Raw genomic sequence first — 17,985 nt, 5'->3', positions numbered from 1 at the left:
CCCCGGCGATGTCCCGAGGGGCGGAACAGACGGCGGCGGCGAGAGTTGCGGGGCGGCGGGCCAGGCCGGACCGATCCGGACGGTTGACGGAACGGACCGGTTTTCGCCAGCCTCCTCGCCCCGGGGGCCGTCACGGATCACGAATCCTGCCTTTTCCCCGGCCGAACCAGCCAGGATGCCCACCATGCCGCCGAGCACGCCCTTCACCCGACGGACCCTCCTGGCCGGTGGCGCCGCGCTGGGTCCGGCGGCCGCCCTGTCGCGCCCGGCCCTGGCACAGGGCGATGCGGCGCGGGTGCTGCGCTTCATCCCGCAGGCGGATGTCACCATCCTCGATCCGCTGGCCACCACCGCCTATCCGACGCGCAACCACGGCCATATGTGCTGGGACACGCTCTACGGCATCGATGCCAGCTTCAGGCCGCAGCCACAGCTCGCCGAGGGTCATGTGGTGGAGGATGACGGAAGGCGCTGGGTGTTCACGCTCCGTGAGGGCCCGCTCTTCCATGATGGGGAGAAGGTGCGCGCCCAGGATGCCGTGGCCTCCATCAGGCGATGGATACCGCGCGACACGCATGGCCAGACCCTGGCGCAGCGGCTGGACGAGATCCGCGTGCTGGACGACCGGCGCTTCGAGATCCGCCTCAGGCGGCCCTTCGGCCTGATGCTGGACGCGCTGGGCAAGGCCTCCTCCTATCCCTGCTTCATCTATCCCGAGCGCTTCGCCACCCAGGACCCGACCAGGCCCTTCACCGAGGTCGTGGGCTCCGGCCCCTACCGCTTCCTGGCCAATGAGCGTGTCTCCGGCGCCCAGGTCGTCTATGGCTGCTTCGACCGATACGTGCCGACGCCGGTGGGCACGCCCAGCATGATCGCCGGCCCGAAGCTCGCCCGTTTCGAGCGGGTGGAGTGGAAGGTGATCCCCGACCCCGCCACCTCCGCCGCCGCGCTGCAATCGGGCGAGGTGGACTGGTGGGAGGTCGTGCCCTCCGACCTCAACCCGGTGCTGAAGCGCGCCCGCGACGTGGTGCTGGAGCGCATCGACGATTCCGGAACCTATGCCAGCTTCCGCTTCAACCACCTGCAGCCGCCCTTCGATAAGCCCGAGGCCCGCCGCGCCCTGCTCGGCGCCGTGCTGCAATCCGACTTCATGGCGGCGGCGAACGGGGACGATCCGCGCCTGTGGCGCGACAAGGTCGGCTGCTTCCCGGTCGGCAGCCCGCTGGCCAACGACGCGGGGCTGGAGGCGCTGACCGGCCCACGCGACTACGGCAAGGTGAAGGCCGACCTCGCCGCCGCCGGCGTGGCGGGCGCCAGCGTGACGGCGCTGCACGCCACCGACGTGTCGAACCAGAACGCGCTGATGACGGTCGGCGTGGACATGCTCCGCAAGTCCGGCTTCCAGGTGCAGGACGCGACCTCGGACTGGGGCACACTGCTGCAGCGGCGGCAGAATCGCGGCCCGGCGAACCAGGGCGGCTGGAACGCGCTGGTCGCCCTGTTCAGCGGCATGGAGTTCAGCACCCCGGCCGGGCACCTGCTGCTGCGCGCCAATGGCGAGAATGCCTGGTTCGGCTGGCCGACCTCGCCGAAGCTGGAGGCGCTGCGCGAAGAGTGGTTCGACGCGCCGGACCTGGAGGCGCAGAAGCGCCTGGGACGCGAGATCCAGGCGCAGTTCTTCGTGGACGTGCCCTATATCCCGCTCGGCCAGTATTTCGTGGACAGCGCCTATCGCCGCGGCCTGACCGATATCCGCCCCGGCCTGCCGATCCCGCTGAACGTGCGCCGGGGCTGAGGCAGGCCGCGGCCCCTCCCTGGCTGCTGTTGCGCTTCATGGCTGGCCCCGGATGGCTGGCCCCGGGGGAGAGGCGCCGCCTCTTTCGCCGGACCCCTCTCCGCCGGGGACCGAAGCCGGTTCCCGGACCCGGGCTTGAGCTGGCGCCTGCCTTGGCAGGGGCGAGCCGTGCTTGTTGCATTGCGAGAGGGTTGCTATCGCAGGCTTCCGTGTTCCTGGGCTGGCCGCGATCGGTGCCCGGGTTCCGGCAAAGGAGAACCCTGCATTGGCGCTCCGGCACAAAGGGCTGGCCTTCACCGTCTTCCTGGGTGCGCTCTCGGCCCTGCCGCCCCTGTCCATCGACATGGGCCTGCCGGGTTTTCCGGCGCTGGAAGCCGATCTGGGCGCCACGCCCAGCCAGGCCACGCAGACGCTGAGCATCTTCCTGCTCGGCTTCGCCTGCGGCCCGCTCCTGCTCGGCCCGCTCTCCGACCGCTTCGGCCGGCGGCCGGTGCTGCTGGCGGGGCTGGTGGTCTTCGCCCTGGGCGGGCTCGGCTGCGCCCTGGCCGGATCCCCCGGAATGCTGCTGTTCTGGCGGCTCGTGCAGGGCATCGGCGCCGGGGCGGGCGCGACCCTGCCTTTTGCCATCGTCCGCGACCTTTTCGACGGCGTGGAGGCACGGGTCCGCATGTCCTATGTCACGCTGGTCCTGGGCATCGGCCCGATCGTCGCGCCGATACTGGGCACGCTGGTGCTGGCACTGGGCGGCTGGCGGGCGATCTACGGCACGCTGGGCCTCGGCGGGCTAATCCTGCTGCTGGTCACCGCCTGGGGCTTCGCGGAATCGGCACCGGATGGCCAGCACCACAGCCTGCACCCCCGCCAGATCCTGGCGCGCTACGGCGATGTGCTGCGGCGCCGGGTCTTCCTTGGCAATGCCCTGTCCAATGCCGCCTGCTTCGGCACGCTCTTCGCCTATATATCCGGATCGCCAGCGGTGCTGATGGGCCAGTTCGGGGTGGAGCCGGGCCGCTACAGCCTGCTCTTCGCCTGCTCCGCGGTGACGCTGATGCTGGGTTCGGCGCTCAGCGGCCGTCTGGCCGCGGCGCATGTGCCGGGGCGGCTGGCGTCCCGCGCCGCCCTGTCGCTGACGCTGTGCAGTTCACTGCTGGCCCTGGTCCTGACCCTGTCCGGCAGCCTCGGCTCCGCCAGCCTCGTGACCTTCGCCGCCATCGGCAGCTTCGGCTTCGGCCTCCTGGCGCCGAATGTCACCCATGGCGCGTTGCAGCCGATGGGGCGGATGGCCGGGGCCGCCTCGGCGGCGCTGCGCAGCCTGCAGATGCTGTTCGGTGCCTTGGCGGGCGCGCTGGTGGGGTTGTTCTACGATGACCACAGCGCCCTGTCTCTCACGGCGACGATGGCCGGCTTCGCGCTGCTGGGCCTGGTGCTGCAACTCGCCCTGCTGCCGGGCCGGGAGCCTATGCCGGAACACGCGCCCCCGCACAGCTGACGGGGCCCTCCGGTGTCTTGAATCTGGCATCCTGGAGCAGAGCCAGGCGGCCGGCCTCGACCCGCTCCCGGTCCGGCGCTTCAGCGCGCGGGCGTCGCCGGAACCTTGGGCGCGCTTTCCGCAGCGGCGGCGATCGCGCGTGCGACAACCAGGAGGCCCTGGCGCTGGTGCTCGTTCATGGTGGTAACCAGGCGTTGCAACTCCGCCTGGAAGTTGTGGTTCGAAGACTGCACGTCCTATGCCCCTCCAGCGTACTCGAACCGGAAACAAGTTTATCGGCATAAATCGCATTTTTTGGATGTTTGCAAGCACCTTTACCATTCCGTCACGAACCGGGCGACAGGCACGGCAGCAAAGGGCAGGAACCTTGGCTTCTTGCAGTTGCGAGATGGAGAATGCCTCCGGAGGCGGGCCGGCCGGGAACTTTCATTCTCGGCCAACAATAAATTTCGTGTGACCGCCTCATCTGCCAGACCATGAAACCATTGCCGCGCCGGGGTGCGCAGCGATCCGGCCGGGCCACTCCTCGAACCCATGTTTCCGTGCCGTGGCGATGCGGCGCCTTATCCGGCGCCGGTGGCCTCTTTCTCCGCCTCGTTCTCCCCTTCCGCCATGGGGTGCAGGGGTGCCACCGCCGGGGTGGTGCCGGGCAGGCCCTGATAGGGATGCTGCTGTTCGGCGGGCAGGGTCGCCCGGGCTGTCAGGCGCCACAGGCCGAAGCCGAGACAGGCCAGCGACACCAGCCCCGCATAGAGGAACAGGCCGCTGCGTCCCACCAGACTCATGCCCGTGGAGGCCAGGACCGGCCCCGCCGCCGCGCCGAAGGAATAGGCCAGCACGAGGCCGCCGCTGGCCGCCACCCGGTCGCCCGCCCCCAGCCAGTCATTGGTGTGCGAGACGCAGAGCGGATAGAGCGCGAAGACCAGGCCGCCGAAGAGCGCCCCCGTTGTCAGCAGCCAGGCGGTGCCGTGCGGAGCAGCCAGGAGCACCAGGATGCTGGAGGCCGTCAGCGCGGCCAGCGTCCCCAGGATCACCAGCCGCCGGTCGAACCGGTCGGACAGGCGCCCGAGCGGCCATTGCAGTGCCATGCCCCCCAGGATCAGCGCGGTCATGAACAGCGTGGTCCCTGCGAGGTCGAGCCCGCTGCCCCGGGCGAAGAGCGGCGCCAGGGCATAGACGGCGCCCAGCAGCAGGCCGCTCGTCACCGTGCCGACCATGCCGAGCGGCGAGATCCGGTAGAGCTGGCGCAGGCTCAGCGAGGCCACGTCGGGCAGTGCGGTGGGGCTCTTGCTGGTCATCGAGATGGGCAGCACGGACAGGCCCATCAGGATGGACAGCAGCAGGAAGGGCCGCAGGTCCCCCGCCCCGCCGATGTTCAGCAGCCCCTGCCCCGCCGCCTGGGCGCCATAGACGCAGACCATGTAGGCGGCGAGCAGCGCGCCGCGCCGCGCCGGTTCCGCCCGGTCGTTCAGCCAGCTCTCGATGCAGATGAACAGCCCGGCCATGCAGAAGCCGTCCACCAGCCGTACCAGCGCCCAGAGCGCGGCGTTCTGCCACAGCGCATAGACCAGGCCGGTGGCCGAGACCGTGGAGGCGAAGACGGCGAAGGCGCGGATATGCCCAACGCGCAGGATGACACGGAAAGCCTGCAGGGCGCCGAGGGTCAGGCCGAGGAAATAGGCCGTGGCGACGAGGCCCGTCAGCGTCGGCGACGCACCGGCCGCGTTCAGGCGCAGGCTGATCAGCGTGGTGAGCGGCCCGTTGCCGAGCATCAGCAGCACCACCGAGAGCAGCAGCGCGCCGACCGGCCGCAGCAGCGGGGGAGCGGTGGTCACCAAGAGTGTCTGTCTCCCTGCTTCCGCCCTTTCCGCGGCGGGCATGGATAGGGCGCGGCGGACGTGACGCGGCAAAGGGGTGGAACGCAAGCCCCCGCCGCTTCGCGTCCTCGCGAGGGCAACGCCGCGCGTGATATCATTTTCCGCCATGGAAGGTTTTTTTGAGCCTTGTGCCGCCAGGGCAGGGCTTCCGGCGTTGACCCGACACGCCGCAACCCCCCGGATCATCCGCAGCTCCTTGCATTTCGATACGGATGCCGATTTTTGAGTGCTAGGGTCGCCCATGATCTTTCCGCCCCTGCATGCCCCGACGCTGCTCGTGGCGACGGCTCTGGTGATCGCCTTTTCCGGGCTGGTCCTCCTGCTGTCTCGTGGCCGCGGCCGGGATGCCGGCCCGCTCGCCCTCTGGGGGATCGCCCTGATCCTGGGAGCGGCCGGCCTTGCCCTGACGGCGGTGGCGCATGATGGCGGCGGTGCCTGGGGCGGGGCGGCGATCCTGCTGGCGACGGCCCTGTCCTGGACGGCGGCGCGGCGCTTCGCCGGCCGGCAGGCCCGCCCCGGCCTGATCCTGCTCGGGCCCGCCGCGTGGCTGCTCTGGGCGGGGCCGGTCGGGGATGGGCTGGAGAGGGCCGGGCTGGCGGGACCCTGGCACGCCACGCCGGTCTTCGCGATTGGCGCCGCCTATACCATCGCCACCGCGCTGGAACTCCGCCGCCGGCGCGACGAGGCGGGGGATGCCGGACGCATCGCCACCCTGCTCCTCACCCTGCACGCCGTGCTTCATCTCGCCCGCGCCGCCTCGCTGGTGCTGGCCACGGAAGGAAGCTGGCTGCTTTCCCCGGACATCGGCATGGTCCTGGTCGCCGAGGCCCTGCTGCACACGATCGGCCTCGCCTTCCTGTTCCTGGCGATGACCAGGGAGCGCGCGGAGCGGCAGGCGCTGGAGCCGTTGCGGCGCCTCGCCCTGTCCGACGGGCTGACCGGCCTCGCCAACCGGCGCCGCCTCGACGAGACCCTGGCGCGGGCGGTGCGGGAGAACGACCGGATGGCGCTGCTGATGGTCGATGTCGATCACTTCAAGGCCTTCAACGACACCTATGGCCACCAGCCCGGCGACGATTGCCTGCGCGCCATCGGCAAGGCGTTGGGCCTGTCCGTCCGGCTTCCCGGCGAGATGGCCGCGCGCTATGGCGGGGAGGAATTCATCCTGCTGCTGCCCGGGGCCGACGAGGCCGCGGCCCTGGCCCGGGCGGAGGATATCCATGCCCGGATCGCCGCCCTGGCCATCGCGCATGGCGGCAGCCCGCCCGGCCGGGTGACGGTCAGCATCGGCATCGCCACCCGGCGGAGCCACGACACCGCTGGGGAGGCCGGCGCGCCGGACCGGCTGCTGCGCGACGCCGACGCGGCCCTCTATGCCGCCAAGGCCGAAGGGCGGAACCGGACCCGGGGCCCCGGATCGGTCCGGGGGCCGGTCCTGCGCCCCAGCCTCCCGGCGCATCTCCATCCCGCCCTGGAGCGGGCGCGCTCCGCCTGACGGCACCGGCCCTTCCGCCCCGCGGGCGCGGCTGGCAAGCGGGGCGGCATGGCCTCCATCCTCCTCTACCTCCTGGCCGCCCTGGCGGAGATCGCCGGCTGCTTCAGCTTCTGGTCCTGGCGCCGCCTGGGACAGAGCCCGCTCTGGCTGCTGCCGGGCATGGCCTCCCTCGCCGCCTTTGCCTTCCTGCTGACGCTGGTGGACAGCAGCGCGGCAGGCCGCGCCTATGCGGCCTATGGCGGGATCTACATCGCCGCCTCGCTGTTCTGGCTCTGGGGCATGGAAGGCGTGGCCCCCGACCGCTGGGACCTTGCCGGCAGCGCCCTCTGCCTCCTCGGCAGCGCCGTGATCCTCTTCGCGCCACGCAGCGGCTGACCGGGAGCGCTGCGCCTGGCGGCGGCCCCCAGGAGGGGCAAGAGGCCGGGGAAGAGGCGAAGGTGTCCCCCGGGACGCGAAACGGCAGCAGTGACGCCTGGATCAGTCCAGCGTCGCGCCCGAGGCCTCCACCAGCCGGTGCCAGTATTCCGTCTGCGTCTGCAGATAGGCCGCGAAGGTGGCTGGGCTGTCGTCCCAGACAGGGGTCAGGCCCTCCGGCACCACGCGGTCGCGGAAGGCTTCCGAGCGCACGAGGCCGGTGAAGGCCGCGAAGAGGCGGCCGATCCGGTCCGGGGCGGTGCCGGCGGTGGTCAGCACCGCATACCAGGCCTGGGCGTCGATGCCGGAGCCCGGCAGCAGCTCCTCCATGGACGGCACGTCGCGCAGCTCCGGCACGCCGGTCACGCGCCTGGCCGAGCCGACCGCCAGGGCGCGGAACTCGCCGCTGCGCAGGTGCGGCAGGATCGCCGGCGCCACGTCGAACATCATGTCCACGTTGCCCACCAGCAGGTCGCGGATCGCCAGGGCGCCGCCGCGATAGGGCACATGGGTGATGTCCACTCCGGTCGCCTTTTGCAGCGCCGCCAGTGTCAGGTGGCTCGCCGTGCCGGTGCCGGAGGAGCCCATGGTGATTTTCCCGGGCGCCGCCTTCGCCGCGGCGATGAGGTCGGCGAAGCTCTTCCAGCTGCGGTCGGCCCGCACCACCAGCACCAGCGTTCCGGACGCGACACGGGTGATCGGGGCGAGGTCCTTCAGCGGATCGAAGCTCATGGAACGGCGGTACAGGAAGCGGTTCGCCGCCAGGATCGTGGCCGAGCCGAGCAGCAGCCGGTATCCGTCCTTCGGCGCGCGGACCACGGCCTCCGCACCCAGGTTGCCGCCCAGCCCGCCACGGTTCTCGACCTGGACCGGCTGGCCCAGGGCGGGCTGCACCTGTTCCGCCAGGAGGCGTCCGAGGATATCCACCGCACCGCCGGCCACATAGGGCACGATCATCTGGAGAGGGCGGTCCGGGAAGCTCTCCTCGGGCGTGGCGGGCGGCACCGACGGGGAGGCCGCGTCCCGGGACGCTTCCGGAGCACCCCCCTGGGGCGCCCTCTGGTTCACCCCCTGGTTCACCCCTTGGGCCAGGGCGCCGCCGGGGCGGGGCAGCAGGGCCGCCAGGGGGATCAGCATGGCGCGACGGCGTGGGGTCATCGCTCGGCTCCCGGGGTTCATGCGGCTTCCTCCTCGCAGCAGCCCAGTCCGCCTGCAAGACCCGTACCGGCCGCGGCCACCGCGCAGGCGGCAGGGGGACGGCAAGGGGACAGGTCAGCGCGCCGAGAGGCTGTGGATCAGCACCGCCGCGGCGACGGAGACGTTGAGGCTTTCCACCCGGCCGGAGCCCGGCAGCGTCACCCGCGCGGCGCAGGCCCCGGCGGTGACTGGGGCGACGCCCTGTTCCTCGTTGCCCAGCACGAGGGCGATAGGCCGCCCGCGCGGCAGTTCCCCGGGCGGAACGCCGCCGGCCGCGACCGCCGCCACGGTCAGCACCTGCGCCGCGATGGCGCGCAGCGTCCCCGGCAGGTCCGGCGCGGCATGGAGGGCGAGCGCCTCCAGCCCGCCCTCGGCGGTGCGGAAGGCGGCCTCGCCCAGCCAGGCCTGGCGCGGATCGCCGGACAGCACCATGCCGGCGCAGCCGAAGAAGGCCGCCGAGCGGGCGATGGCGCCGAGGTTGTGCGGGTTGCCCACACCGTCCAGCACCGGCAGGACCGGCGCGGCGAGGAGCGGGGCCGGCAGGGGCACGGGCAGCAGCGGCAGGCGGCGCGGTACGGCGATGGCCACGATGCCGCCGTGATGCGTGGTGCCCGCGACACGCGCCAGCTCCTCCGGCCGGACCTCGCGATAGGGGCGGCGTTCCCGCGCCAGGGCGGCGCAGACCGGACCGGCCTCCGCACGCATGGCCGGCAGGTAGAAGAGGCGCAGGATGTCGCCCGGACGGTACCGGAAGACGGCCTGCACGGCGGCGCGGCCGCAGATGCGGTCGGGATCGGGGGGACGCGGCATGGCGGATGGCTGCTCCAGGCGCCGCGGGGCTAGAGCTTGCGCCCCGCCAGCCCTTCCAGCATCTCCAGCGTGGTCGTGGAAATCTCCATCCCCTCGGCCTCGCTGCGCGCCTCGGCGGCGAAGCGGCGGCCGCCCGGCAGGCGCACGCCCTCGTCCTCCAGCATCGCGGCGACCAGCGTCTCCACGCGGTCGAGGAAACGGTCCTGCCCCGCCAGCGCGCCGGGGTCGATGACGATGAAGGCCTGGCCCAGCGTCGGCCTGTTGCCCTGCTCCTCGAACAGGCTGTCCGCCTCCACGCTCAGCGCCGCACCGGTCAGCGCCACGCAGAGCAGTTCCACCACCATGGCCAGCAGCGCGCCCTTGGTGCCGCCCGCCGCCAGCATCGTACCCGCCAGCGCCGCCTTGGCGTCGGTCGTCGGGCGCCCCTCGGCATCCAGCGCCCAGCCCTCGGGGATCGGCTCGCCATGCTGGGCGGCCTTCATGATGCGCCCGCGCGCCACGCTGCTCAGTGCCAGGTCGATCACCAGCGGCGGGGCGTCGCGGCGCGGAAAGGCAGCGGCGATCGGGTTGGTGCCGAAGAGCGGCCGCTTGCCGCCGGGCGCCGGGATCGAGGCCGGGGCATTGGCGAAGGCCAGCGCCACCAGCCCCTTCTCCGCCATGCGCGCCACCGGGATGCCCATGGCGCCGGAGTGGTTGCTGTTGGTCACCCCGGCGAAGCTGATGCCGTGCTCGCGCGTGCGGAGCATCGCCTCGGCCTCGGCGATCTCCAGCGCCGGATAGGCGAGGCCGTGGCGCGCATCGACCAGGACGGTGCCGCCACGCTCGGCGCGGATCTCCGGCACCGCCTTGCCATCGGCCCGGCCGGTGCGCAGGAAGCCCGTGTACATCGGCACGCGGGACAGGCCGTGGCCAGACCAGCCGGCGGCCTCCGCCCCGACCAGGGCACGGGCCGTGGCACCGGCCATGATGCCGGAGGACCCGGCATTGACGAGGGACTTGCGGACCAGGAGATGCGCCTGGGCGGTGTTGATGCGCGGCATGCCCCCCTAGGGCCGCGCGCGGCGCAGCACGTCAAGGGGCTTTGCTCGCGGGCCTGCCTTCGTGGCCTCCGGGGGCCTTGCGCGAAGATCCCCGGGGAACGCCCGGAGAAGTCCCGGTGGGCCCAGGCATGTCCAGGGCCGGTCCGGGGCGGCGCCGGGGATGGAATCCGCCGTGGAGTCCCGCGAAAAGGGAAAGACATCCCCCGGAAGCCCCTCGTCCGGGGAATGGCTCTCCCGCAATCGCCGGGCGGGCCTTCACCCCCCGCTCCCGGCATGGCAGGCTCGCCACCTTCCTTACAGCATGACGCGGGAGTTCGGCGCATGGCGGGCGTGTTCTGGTACGACGGGCAGTGGAGCACCGAGGAGCCGAAGGTTCTGGGCCCGATGGACCACGCCTTCTGGCTGGGCTCGATCGTCTTCGACGGCGCCCGCGCCATCCGCGGCCTGGTGCCGGATCTCGACCTGCACTGCCAGCGCGTGATCCGCTCGGCCCGCAACATGGGCATGGACCCGAAGATCGCCGCCGGGGAGATCGAGGAGCTCTGCCGCGAGGGCGTGCGCCGCATGGGACCGGATGCCGAGCTCTACATCCGCCCGATGTTCTTTATCCGCACCGGCATCGGCGCGGCCTTCCCGGATCCGGCCTCCACCACCTTCATCCTGTCGATCTACGACGCGCCGATGCCGGAGCCGAAGGGCTTCTCCGCCTGCATGGTGCCCTACCGCCGCCCCGCCGCCGACATGGCGCCGACCGATGCCAAGGCCTCGGCCCTCTACCCCAACTCCTCCCGCGCCGTGCGCTGGGCCAAGGAGAAGGGCTTCGAGAACGCGGTGATGAGCGACCCGGACGGCAATGTCGCGGAATTCGCCACCTCCAACATCATGATGGTGAAGGACGGGGTGGTGATGACGCCCACGGCCAACGGCACCTTCCTGGCCGGCATCACCCGCTCCCGCATCATCTCCCTGCTGCGCGAGGCGGGGCGCGAGGTGCGCGAATGCACCGTGACGCCGCGGATGCTGGCCGAGGCGGACGAGATCTTCGCCACCGGCAACTACGGCAAGGTGCAGCCCTGCACGCGCTTCGAGGACAACCAGATGCAGCCCGGCCCGGTCGCCGCCCAGGCGCGCAAGCTGTATTTCGACTGGGCCGAGAGTTCGCGCATCCTGCCGGGGAAGGCCGCCTGAGGGAGAGCCGCGCCAGCGGCGCTGCGACCTGCTCCGGCCAGCGGAGGACCGGGTCCTGAGCCGCCGGCAGCAGGGCAGCGGCGTCACCCACCCGCGCCCTGCCCCGTCGCGGGACGGACCGCGCGCCGGGGCGAAGCCGGACCGGGGACAGGATGGGCGCGCCCGTGCCGGAAGCGACCGGGACACGGCGCGGCCCCGGTCCTCCGGCGACGGCCCGCCGTCTTGGCTGGCGCAACGCATCCTGCACCAGGATGGCGAGGTGCTGATCCTCGACAAGCCGGCCGGCCTGCCGGTCCATGCCGGGCCGCGCGGCAAGCCGAGCCTGGAGGACTGGCTGCCCCTGCTGCAACAGGGCAAGCGGCATCTGCCGCAACCGGCCCATCGGCTGGATGCCGACACCGCCGGATGCCTCGCCCTGGGCCGTACCAAGCCGGCGCTGGCGGCGCTCGGCGCGCTCTTTGCCGCCGGACGGGCGGAGAAGACCTACTGGGCCGTCGCGCTCGGCAGCCCCCTGGCCGAAAGCGGCACGGTGGACGCGCCGCTGCGCAAGGTCAGCACCGCCCGGGCCGGCTGGCGCATGGAGCGGCATCCGGAAGGCCAGGCCGCCCGCACGGCCTGGCGTGTGCTGGGGCGCGGCCCTGGCCTGACCTGGCTGGAGCTCCGCCCCGCCACCGGCCGCACGCACCAGCTCCGCCTGCATTGCGGGATGATCTGCGGCCCCATCCTGGGGGACCCGCTCTACGGCCAGCCGGCCCCGGGGGGTCTGCACCTGCTTGCCCGCGCCCTGCGCCTGCCGCTGGAGCCGCCGCGCGCGGCCGAAGCGCCGCTGCCTGGGGCCATGGGCGCGGGCTTCGCCGCCTGCGGCTGGACGCCGGGCGGCGCCTGAGGCCGGGGCCGATGCCCGCTCCATGCCCTCCAGCCCGATGCTCGCGAGGGTTTGCGGTGGGCACGATCGCGAAGCCCTCGACGTCCTGCGGCGTCGCTGTCATCCCATGCCCGCATGGGTCCCGCATGAGCACGGAGAGCTGAGGTTGGACGGGCAGGCGAGATCGCAGCGCCTCGGCCATGGCTGGACCAGCGGGCAGCGTCTCGCCGCGCTCTATGGCGGCTATGCGCTGCTGGTCCTGCTGGTCGTGCTGGCGCAGCTTCGCTGGACGGACGGCGAGAGCACGGGGCCGGTGCTGCTGTCGGGCCTGCTGCTGCTGCTGGGCCTGGGCGGAGTGGCCTGGGCCTCCCGCACGCTGGTCGTCCAGCCGGTGGCCGCCGCGGCGCGCCGGCTGGAGGAAGGCGGCCCCCTCCCGGTCGCCTCCGGCCTCGCCGGCGACGACTACGACGAGCACCAGGCCCCGGCGGAGATCGCCGAGCTGGTGCAGCGCCTGGGCGCTGCCCGCGCGACCCAGGAGGAAGCGGTGCGCCTGCGCGACCTGCTGCTGCGGGAATCGCACCACAGGCTGAAGAACCACCTGACCCTGCTGGGCTCCTTCCTTCGGATGCAGGAGCGGCAGATCGACGACCCGGCCGCCCTGGCGGCGCTGCGCGCTGCACAGGGACGGATGATGGCCATCGCCGCCACCTATGACCTGATGCACGAGGCCGGGGCGGCGGAGGTCTCGCTCGACGGCATGCTGGAACGCCTTGCCCGGGCGTTGCCGGAGCGCGAGGGCTCGGCGGTTCCCATGGATACCGAGCTGGCGCCGGTCTCCGTGCCGGCCGACGTGGCGGTCAAGCTCGGCCTGGTGGTGAACGAGCTGGCTACACACGCCCTGCGCCATGGCCCGCCTGGGGGCCGGGTGCGAATCGTCCTGCGGGCCGAGGGGGATGGCCTCGTGCTCCTGGTCAGCGACGAGGGACAGGGGCAGCCGGAGGGTCCCAAGGGGCTGGGCATGACCATCGCCGAGGGCCTCGCCCGGGCGCTGGGCGCGCGCCTCGGCCGCCTGCCGCCGCCGCAGAACAGTTGGGAGGTCGCCTGGTCCCCACGCCGGGACCCGGCCAGGAATCAGGGGCAGGCCGCGGCCTCGTGAGGATCCCTGCCCCTGCATGATCGCTGGCCAGGGGCCGCCGAGGATGTTAACAATCGTTCATGATGGATGAATGGACCGCCGCCTTCGAGGGCTGGATGCGCGCCAATGCCGCCTGGGTCGGCCCCGCCACCTTTCTCGTCGCCTTTCTGGAATCCTTTCCCGTGGTCAGCATCGTGGTGCCCTCCACGGCGCTGCTTCTCGCCATCGGCGCACTGATCGGCGGCGGACTGGCGGACCCCTGGCCGGTGCTGGCCGCCTGCGCCCTGGGCGGCATGCTGGGCGATGCCGCCGGGTACTGGCTGGCGCGGGCGGTGGGCCCCTATGCGGTGCGGCGGCGCCTGCCGGCTTCCTGCCGGCGGGTCTATGCCTGGTCGGTCACGGTGTTCCGGCGCTGGGGCTGGTGGGCGGTCTTCGCCGGGCGCTTCCTCGGCCCCATGCGGGCGGTGACGCCGCTGGCGGCCGGCGTGACCGGCATGCGCAACCGCGCCTTCCAGAGCGCCAATATCCTGTCCGCCCTCCTCTGGGCGCCGCTGGTGCTGATGCCCGGCTCCATCGGTGGCTGGCTGGCGCGGGAACTCGGGCAGGAGCCCGATCCGCTCCTCCTGGCCGCCACGGCCGGCGGCGCCCTGCTGCTCTGGCTGAGCTACCTGAGGCTGAGGCCCGTGCTGAGCGGTGCGCTGAAGGCAAGGCGCTGAGCCGTCGCACTTCCGCCCGGAGGGCGAGGTCCTACCTGGCCTTCGACGTCGAGGCAGTGCCTCGACCCCCGATACCCCCTATCCGCCAGGAACCCGGTCAAACGCATACGTTGGACCCTGGACCTCCCACTCGTTGACGCTCTCTGACGCCGGATCGCGCCGGAGAGCCTAGCCCTCCAGCGATATCGGTGCGGACAGGGTGTTCCACTCGTTTCCCGAGCCCCACCTGTCCGTTCAGCCCCCGGGGATCGGGGCATAGGCCAACGCCCGCCACGGCTGCCAGCACAGGGAGCCCAGGGCGTGCAACCTCCTAGCGGAAAGGGGATTCCGGGGCGAGAGGCGGCGCCTCTCCCCCGGGGCTGGCCACGGAGGCCCCGCCGGCAGTTCCTTCTACCCGGCCAGCCCTGCCATCAGGCCGAGCCTGCGCGGCACCGCCGGTGGCGGCATGACGGACGGCACGGGCCTCACGCCAGCCAGTCCGGCGGGCGCGGTGGCGTAGCGAAGGTCGTGACCCTCGGCGAGCATCTGCCGGAACAGAGCCGCCATCGAGAGATCCTGACCGCCGCGCCGCTCCAGGCGGTTCAGCACCTGCCGGAACAGCGCCACGGAACGGAGGCGGTACAGGCCAGTGCCGCAGAGCCGGGACAGCCCGCGCTGCTCGGACAGCTCTTCCAGCCGCCCCACCGCATCCCCCTGGACGAAGCCGCGAAAGGGGCGGCCGTTCTCGCCGCATTCCAGCCAGCCATCCGCCCCGGGGACCGGCGGCAGATGGGACAGGTCCGCCAGCGCCTCCGCGCCCAGGACCATCAGCGGCGCCTCGACAGGGGCGCCGATGGCGCCGAGGCCGAGGCGCACCGTTTCCGCCTCCCCGCGTGTCGGCCGGGACAGGGCGACGAGTTCCGCGGCGGTGCCATAGGCCGCCAGCCGGCCGTGCAGGAACTCCGCCACGCCCGGCCGGTCGAGATGGATGATCAGCAGGCTGGAAGCGGGGCCACTGTCCGGCAGGCCCGCGAGGAAGCGGTCCAGCAGGGACGGGCCGCCCTCCGCGCCGCGCAGCCATTCGGGCGGGATCTCGTCGTTGCGACCCGGACGGCCGACAGCAGGGACCACGATCATGTCGCCGGTTCCCGGTCCCCAAGGGGAGATAGGGAGGGGACGAGTGAAGACGGGGGCATAGGGGTCATGATCGACTCGGATCGGCTCCGGGCAGGGCAAAGGCATGAAAGGAAAATACATCCATAGAGTGTATCAGTTCCAAAACAATCAACCCTGAGTCAATGTCCAAAGTGAGTGGTGGGCGATTCGATGTTCCCATATTGTTCTTGACCTGACGGTGCCCTGAACCCCATATTCGGCAGGAACGAAGAAAGAACGCGGCCACGTTTCCCCCGTGATCCCCCACGGGGACCCCACCGTGGCCGCCCCGGACGGAGCTTCGTGTCATGCCCGATGGCAGCCTGGGCCGCCCCCTCGCCCTGACCGGGTCCCCCCTTCCCGGTGTCCGCAGAGGCCGTGGTGCCTCCGCGAACCCTGCCATCCGCTACGAAAGCTCCGTCCGGGACCCCTTCGACGACGGCTGGAACACGCTGCCCGAGGCACTGGCGGAACTGCCGCCCCTCGCGACCACCCTGACGCGGGATGTCACGCGCAAGGCCCTGGCCTGGAACGACAGCCCGGATCTCGGCTTCGACCGCAGCATCAATCCCTACCGAGGCTGCGAGCATGGCTGCATCTACTGCTATGCCCGCCCGACCCATGCCTGGCTGGGCCTCTCGCCGGGCCTGGATTTCGAGACGCGGCTGGTCTTCAAGCCCGAGATCGCCACGCTGCTGGAGAAGGAGATGCGCCGGCCCGGCTATGTGCCGAAGCCCATCGCGCTCGGCTCCAACACCGATCCCTACCAGCCCGTGGAGCGGCGGCTGCAGCTGACCCGGGCGGTGCTGGAGGTGCTGGACCGCTTCAACCACCCGGTCTCCATCGTCACGAAATCCGCCGGCGTGCTGCGGGATATCGACATCCTGCAACGGATGGCGTCCCGCAACCTCGTCCATGTCTGCCTGTCCGTCACCACGCTGGACCACAGGCTGGCCCGGCTGATGGAGCCCCGCGCCGCGGCCCCCATACGCCGCCTCGCCGCGCTGCGTGCGCTGACCGAGGCCGGCATCCCCACCGCCGTCCTGGCAGCGCCGATGATCCCCGGGCTGAACGATGCCGAACTGGAGCGCATCCTGGGCGCCTGCCGCGAGGCCGGGGCGAGCCGGGCGGGCTACGTGCTGCTCCGCCTGCCGCTGGAAGTCGCGGAAATGTTCGAGACCTGGCTGCGGAATCACTATCCGGATCGTGCCGCCCGCATCCTGGCGCTGATCCGCGAGACGCGCGGCGGGCAGAGCTACGATTCCCGCTTCGGCATCCGGCAGGTCGGCACCGGGCCCTATGCCGACACGCTGCGCCAGCGCTTCCACCTGGCCCTGAAGCGCTTCGGCTACGGCCAGACCTTTCGCGGCGCCGGGGGGTGCGGCGACGATCCCCTGGACTGCTCGCGCTTCACCGTGCCGCCCTCGGAGGCCGCACCGCAGCAGCTCAGCCTGTTCTGACCCACTCCCGAACGGAAAGGGCCCGCCGGATCGCTCCGGCGGGCCCTTTCCATATTCCCGTGGGGATCCGGCTTTTCAGGCCGCCCGCAGCGCCTTGGGCAGCTCGGCCACGGAACGGTCCACCAGCGCGGCATCGGCCCGGGCGTCGAACTTCTCCGCGATGACATCGCGCGCGGCCTGGGTGGCGACCTCGGCGGCGGTGCGGCGCACCTCGGCCACGGCGCTCGCCTCGGCGGCGGCGATGCGGTCCAGGGCCATGCGCTCGCTGCGCTTGGCACTGGCCTCGGCCTCGGCCATGGCGGCCTTGGCGAGGCGCTCGGCCTCGGCCTTGGCGCGGGCGATCATCTGCCCGGCCTCGGCGGCGGCGGCGGTGCGCTCGGCCTCGGCCTGCTGGCGCAGCGCCTCCGCCTCGGCGCGCAGGCGTCCGGCCTCATCCAGCTCGTTCCGCACGGCCCTGGCACGGGCGTCGAGCATGCCGGCGAGGCGCTGCCAAAGCATCCGCCCGGTCAGCACGACGAAGAGAACGAAGGCGATGCCGACCCAGAACTTCGGGTCGAGCCAGAAATGCTCGTAATGGTGTGCCATCAGGCCTGTCCTCGCGCCGCGATCTGACGGTCGACGGCCTGTGCCACGGCCGCCTGGTCCTTGATGCCGGAAAGGGTCTCGACCAGCGCCGTGGCGGCATCGGTCGCGACCTCGCGCAGCGCGCCCATGGCGGCGTCGCGGGCCTGGTTGATGCGCGCCTCGGCCGAGGCGATCTGCTCCTGTAGCCGGGCATTCAGCGCCTCGGCCCGTGAGGCGGCCTCGGCATTGGCGGCGGCCATGGCGGCGCTGATGCTGTCCTGCGCCTGGGCGCGGGCCTGCTTCGTCGCGGCCAGATGCGCGGCATTGGCCTCGTCGGCCTCGGCCTTGGCCGCGCGCGCGGCCTCCAGGTCGGCACCGATGCGCTGGCGCCGGCTGGCCAGGACCTCGCCCACCGGCGGCAGCAGCCACTGGTAGCAGACCAGCACGAAGAGGCCGAAGATGACGAAGAGCCAGACGACCTGGGCCGTGGTCAGCGGGTTGCCGAAGTCGAGCTGCGGCATGCCGCCCTTGCCTTCGGCCTGGGCCTTGGCATCGTGGTAGTCGGCGCGGTCCTGGGCAGAGCCGATGGCGTGCGCGCGGTCGGAATCGGAAAGCGGGGCCCCCGTCGTCTGCGGGAGCTGGCTGGGCAGAGCCACGGTGCCGGAGGGGGTGGAATGGGGCGCGGCGGGCGCGGAGGGAACCTGTGCGACGGCGAGCACCGGCAGGAGAACCAGCGCCGCGGCCAGCGCGGTCGTCTTGCGGCGGATCATCACGGCTCCTGAAGGAACCGGTGCCGCGGGGACGGG

General features: G+C 72.2%; 17 protein-coding genes. 9 read left to right on the top strand and 8 right to left on the bottom strand.

What is annotated here, in order from left to right; all coding sequences use genetic code 11:
- Window positions 1–175 precede the first annotated feature (175 nt).
- Both CTJ15_RS21705 and CTJ15_RS21700 read left to right on the top strand, forming a co-directional pair.
- Window positions 176–1,795: an ABC transporter substrate-binding protein gene (locus CTJ15_RS21705; RefSeq protein ID WP_075821940.1), complete on the top strand. Its 1,620-nt coding sequence runs from the start codon at window positions 176–178 to the stop codon at window positions 1,793–1,795.
- Window positions 1,796–2,060: 265 nt separating this feature from the next.
- Window positions 2,061–3,284 carry a multidrug effflux MFS transporter gene (locus CTJ15_RS21700; protein ID WP_075821939.1) on the top strand — a complete coding sequence of 408 codons (1,224 nt, stop codon included), beginning with the start codon at window positions 2,061–2,063 and terminating at the stop codon, window positions 3,282–3,284.
- Window positions 3,285–3,364: 80 nt separating this feature from the next.
- Here the strand turns inward: CTJ15_RS21700 and CTJ15_RS24470 are convergent, their stop codons facing one another.
- Window positions 3,365–3,517 (bottom strand): hypothetical protein, encoded by a 153-nt coding sequence (locus CTJ15_RS24470; RefSeq protein ID WP_019459621.1) that lies wholly within the window; start codon window positions 3,515–3,517, stop codon window positions 3,365–3,367.
- A 330-nt stretch (window positions 3,518–3,847) separates the two neighbouring features.
- Window positions 3,848–5,119 (bottom strand): MFS transporter, encoded by a 1,272-nt coding sequence (locus CTJ15_RS21695; protein ID WP_026032946.1) that lies wholly within the window; start codon window positions 5,117–5,119, stop codon window positions 3,848–3,850.
- Between the two features lie 283 nt (window positions 5,120–5,402).
- Between CTJ15_RS21695 and CTJ15_RS21690 the strand changes: the two genes are divergently transcribed.
- Together CTJ15_RS21690 and CTJ15_RS21685 are read left to right on the top strand one after the other, a co-directional pair.
- Complete coding sequence (locus CTJ15_RS21690; protein ID WP_099782000.1) at window positions 5,403–6,656, top strand: diguanylate cyclase; 1,254 nt, start codon at window positions 5,403–5,405, stop codon at window positions 6,654–6,656.
- Between the two features lie 48 nt (window positions 6,657–6,704).
- A complete protein-coding gene (locus tag CTJ15_RS21685) occupies window positions 6,705–7,031 on the top strand; it encodes a YnfA family protein (RefSeq protein WP_019459618.1) in 327 nt (108 codons plus the stop codon).
- A 102-nt stretch (window positions 7,032–7,133) separates the two neighbouring features.
- On the opposite strand, the gene CTJ15_RS21680 is transcribed toward CTJ15_RS21685, so the two are convergent.
- The 3 genes from CTJ15_RS21680 to CTJ15_RS21670 form a co-directional block, all read right to left on the bottom strand.
- Complete coding sequence (locus CTJ15_RS21680) at window positions 7,134–8,228, bottom strand: tripartite tricarboxylate transporter substrate binding protein (protein ID WP_099781999.1); 1,095 nt, start codon at window positions 8,226–8,228, stop codon at window positions 7,134–7,136.
- 114 nt (window positions 8,229–8,342) lie between these two features.
- Window positions 8,343–9,077 carry an RNA methyltransferase gene (locus CTJ15_RS21675; RefSeq protein ID WP_099781998.1) on the bottom strand — a complete coding sequence of 245 codons (735 nt, stop codon included), beginning with the start codon at window positions 9,075–9,077 and terminating at the stop codon, window positions 8,343–8,345.
- A 29-nt stretch (window positions 9,078–9,106) separates the two neighbouring features.
- Complete coding sequence (locus tag CTJ15_RS21670; protein ID WP_019459615.1) at window positions 9,107–10,117, bottom strand: Ldh family oxidoreductase; 1,011 nt, start codon at window positions 10,115–10,117, stop codon at window positions 9,107–9,109.
- A 321-nt stretch (window positions 10,118–10,438) separates the two neighbouring features.
- On the opposite strand from CTJ15_RS21670, the gene CTJ15_RS21665 reads away from it, so the two are divergent.
- The 4 genes from CTJ15_RS21665 (at window position 10,439) to CTJ15_RS21650 (ending at window position 14,021) form a co-directional block, all read left to right on the top strand.
- Window positions 10,439–11,305: a branched-chain amino acid aminotransferase gene (locus CTJ15_RS21665; protein WP_099781997.1), complete on the top strand. Its 867-nt coding sequence runs from the start codon at window positions 10,439–10,441 to the stop codon at window positions 11,303–11,305.
- 259 nt (window positions 11,306–11,564) lie between these two features.
- Window positions 11,565–12,191, top strand: a complete 627-nt coding sequence (locus CTJ15_RS21660; RefSeq protein ID WP_099781996.1) for an RNA pseudouridine synthase — start codon at window positions 11,565–11,567, stop codon at window positions 12,189–12,191.
- Window positions 12,192–12,336: 145 nt separating this feature from the next.
- A complete protein-coding gene (locus tag CTJ15_RS21655; protein ID WP_075823130.1) occupies window positions 12,337–13,326 on the top strand; it encodes a sensor histidine kinase in 990 nt (329 codons plus the stop codon).
- A 59-nt stretch (window positions 13,327–13,385) separates the two neighbouring features.
- Entirely contained in the window at window positions 13,386–14,021 is a 636-nt protein-coding gene (locus CTJ15_RS21650; protein WP_019459611.1) for a DedA family protein, read from the top strand.
- A gap of 390 nt (window positions 14,022–14,411) precedes the next feature.
- Here the strand turns inward: CTJ15_RS21650 and CTJ15_RS21645 are convergent, their stop codons facing one another.
- Window positions 14,412–15,137, bottom strand: coding sequence for a hypothetical protein (locus CTJ15_RS21645; RefSeq protein ID WP_075823129.1), 726 nt, complete (start codon window positions 15,135–15,137; stop codon window positions 14,412–14,414).
- 326 nt (window positions 15,138–15,463) lie between these two features.
- Here CTJ15_RS21645 and CTJ15_RS21640 point away from each other — a divergent pair, with 326 nt between their 5' ends.
- Window positions 15,464–16,615 carry a PA0069 family radical SAM protein gene (locus tag CTJ15_RS21640; protein WP_019459609.1) on the top strand — a complete coding sequence of 384 codons (1,152 nt, stop codon included), beginning with the start codon at window positions 15,464–15,466 and terminating at the stop codon, window positions 16,613–16,615.
- A 75-nt stretch (window positions 16,616–16,690) separates the two neighbouring features.
- Here CTJ15_RS21640 and CTJ15_RS21635 read toward each other — a convergent pair whose 3' ends face one another.
- The gene (locus CTJ15_RS21635; RefSeq protein WP_099781995.1) at window positions 16,691–17,200 is read right to left on the bottom strand and encodes a F0F1 ATP synthase subunit B; all 510 of its coding nucleotides are present in this window, start codon (window positions 17,198–17,200) and stop codon (window positions 16,691–16,693) included.
- Window positions 17,200–17,949 (bottom strand): F0F1 ATP synthase subunit B', encoded by a 750-nt coding sequence (locus CTJ15_RS21630; protein ID WP_226946021.1) that lies wholly within the window; start codon window positions 17,947–17,949, stop codon window positions 17,200–17,202. Before CTJ15_RS21630 ends, CTJ15_RS21635 begins: the two co-directional genes overlap by 1 nt.
- Between the last annotated feature and the right edge of the window lie 36 nt (window positions 17,950–17,985).

Origin of the sequence: Roseomonas sp. FDAARGOS_362 (genome assembly GCF_002754815.1) — a bacterium.
GTDB classification, from domain to species: Bacteria; Pseudomonadota; Alphaproteobacteria; order Acetobacterales; family Acetobacteraceae; genus Roseomonas; species Roseomonas mucosa.
Note: the sequence above shows the minus strand (reverse complement) of the source record. Positions and strands in the feature narration are given on the sequence as shown.

What these genes read in the sequence shown, in the direction of transcription:
- CTJ15_RS21685 (WP_019459618.1), top strand. Translation starts at nt 6,705, where the DNA reads ATGGCCTCCATCCTCCTCTACCTCCTGGCCGCCCTGGCGGAGATCGCC.
- CTJ15_RS21645 (WP_075823129.1), bottom strand. Translation starts at nt 15,137, where the DNA reads ATGATCGTGGTCCCTGCTGTCGGCCGTCCGGGTCGCAACGACGAGATC.
- CTJ15_RS21635 (WP_099781995.1), bottom strand. Translation starts at nt 17,200, where the DNA reads ATGGCACACCATTACGAGCATTTCTGGCTCGACCCGAAGTTCTGGGTC.
- CTJ15_RS21630 (WP_226946021.1), bottom strand. Translation starts at nt 17,949, where the DNA reads ATGATCCGCCGCAAGACGACCGCGCTGGCCGCGGCGCTGGTTCTCCTG.
- CTJ15_RS21665 (WP_099781997.1), top strand. Translation starts at nt 10,439, where the DNA reads ATGGCGGGCGTGTTCTGGTACGACGGGCAGTGGAGCACCGAGGAGCCG.
- CTJ15_RS21650 (WP_019459611.1), top strand. Translation starts at nt 13,386, where the DNA reads ATGATGGATGAATGGACCGCCGCCTTCGAGGGCTGGATGCGCGCCAAT.
- CTJ15_RS21640 (WP_019459609.1), top strand. Translation starts at nt 15,464, where the DNA reads ATGCCCGATGGCAGCCTGGGCCGCCCCCTCGCCCTGACCGGGTCCCCC.
- CTJ15_RS21690 (WP_099782000.1), top strand. Translation starts at nt 5,403, where the DNA reads ATGATCTTTCCGCCCCTGCATGCCCCGACGCTGCTCGTGGCGACGGCT.
- CTJ15_RS21680 (WP_099781999.1), bottom strand. Translation starts at nt 8,228, where the DNA reads ATGACCCCACGCCGTCGCGCCATGCTGATCCCCCTGGCGGCCCTGCTG.
- CTJ15_RS21670 (WP_019459615.1), bottom strand. Translation starts at nt 10,117, where the DNA reads ATGCCGCGCATCAACACCGCCCAGGCGCATCTCCTGGTCCGCAAGTCC.
- CTJ15_RS21705 (WP_075821940.1), top strand. Translation starts at nt 176, where the DNA reads ATGCCCACCATGCCGCCGAGCACGCCCTTCACCCGACGGACCCTCCTG.
- CTJ15_RS21675 (WP_099781998.1), bottom strand. Translation starts at nt 9,077, where the DNA reads ATGCCGCGTCCCCCCGATCCCGACCGCATCTGCGGCCGCGCCGCCGTG.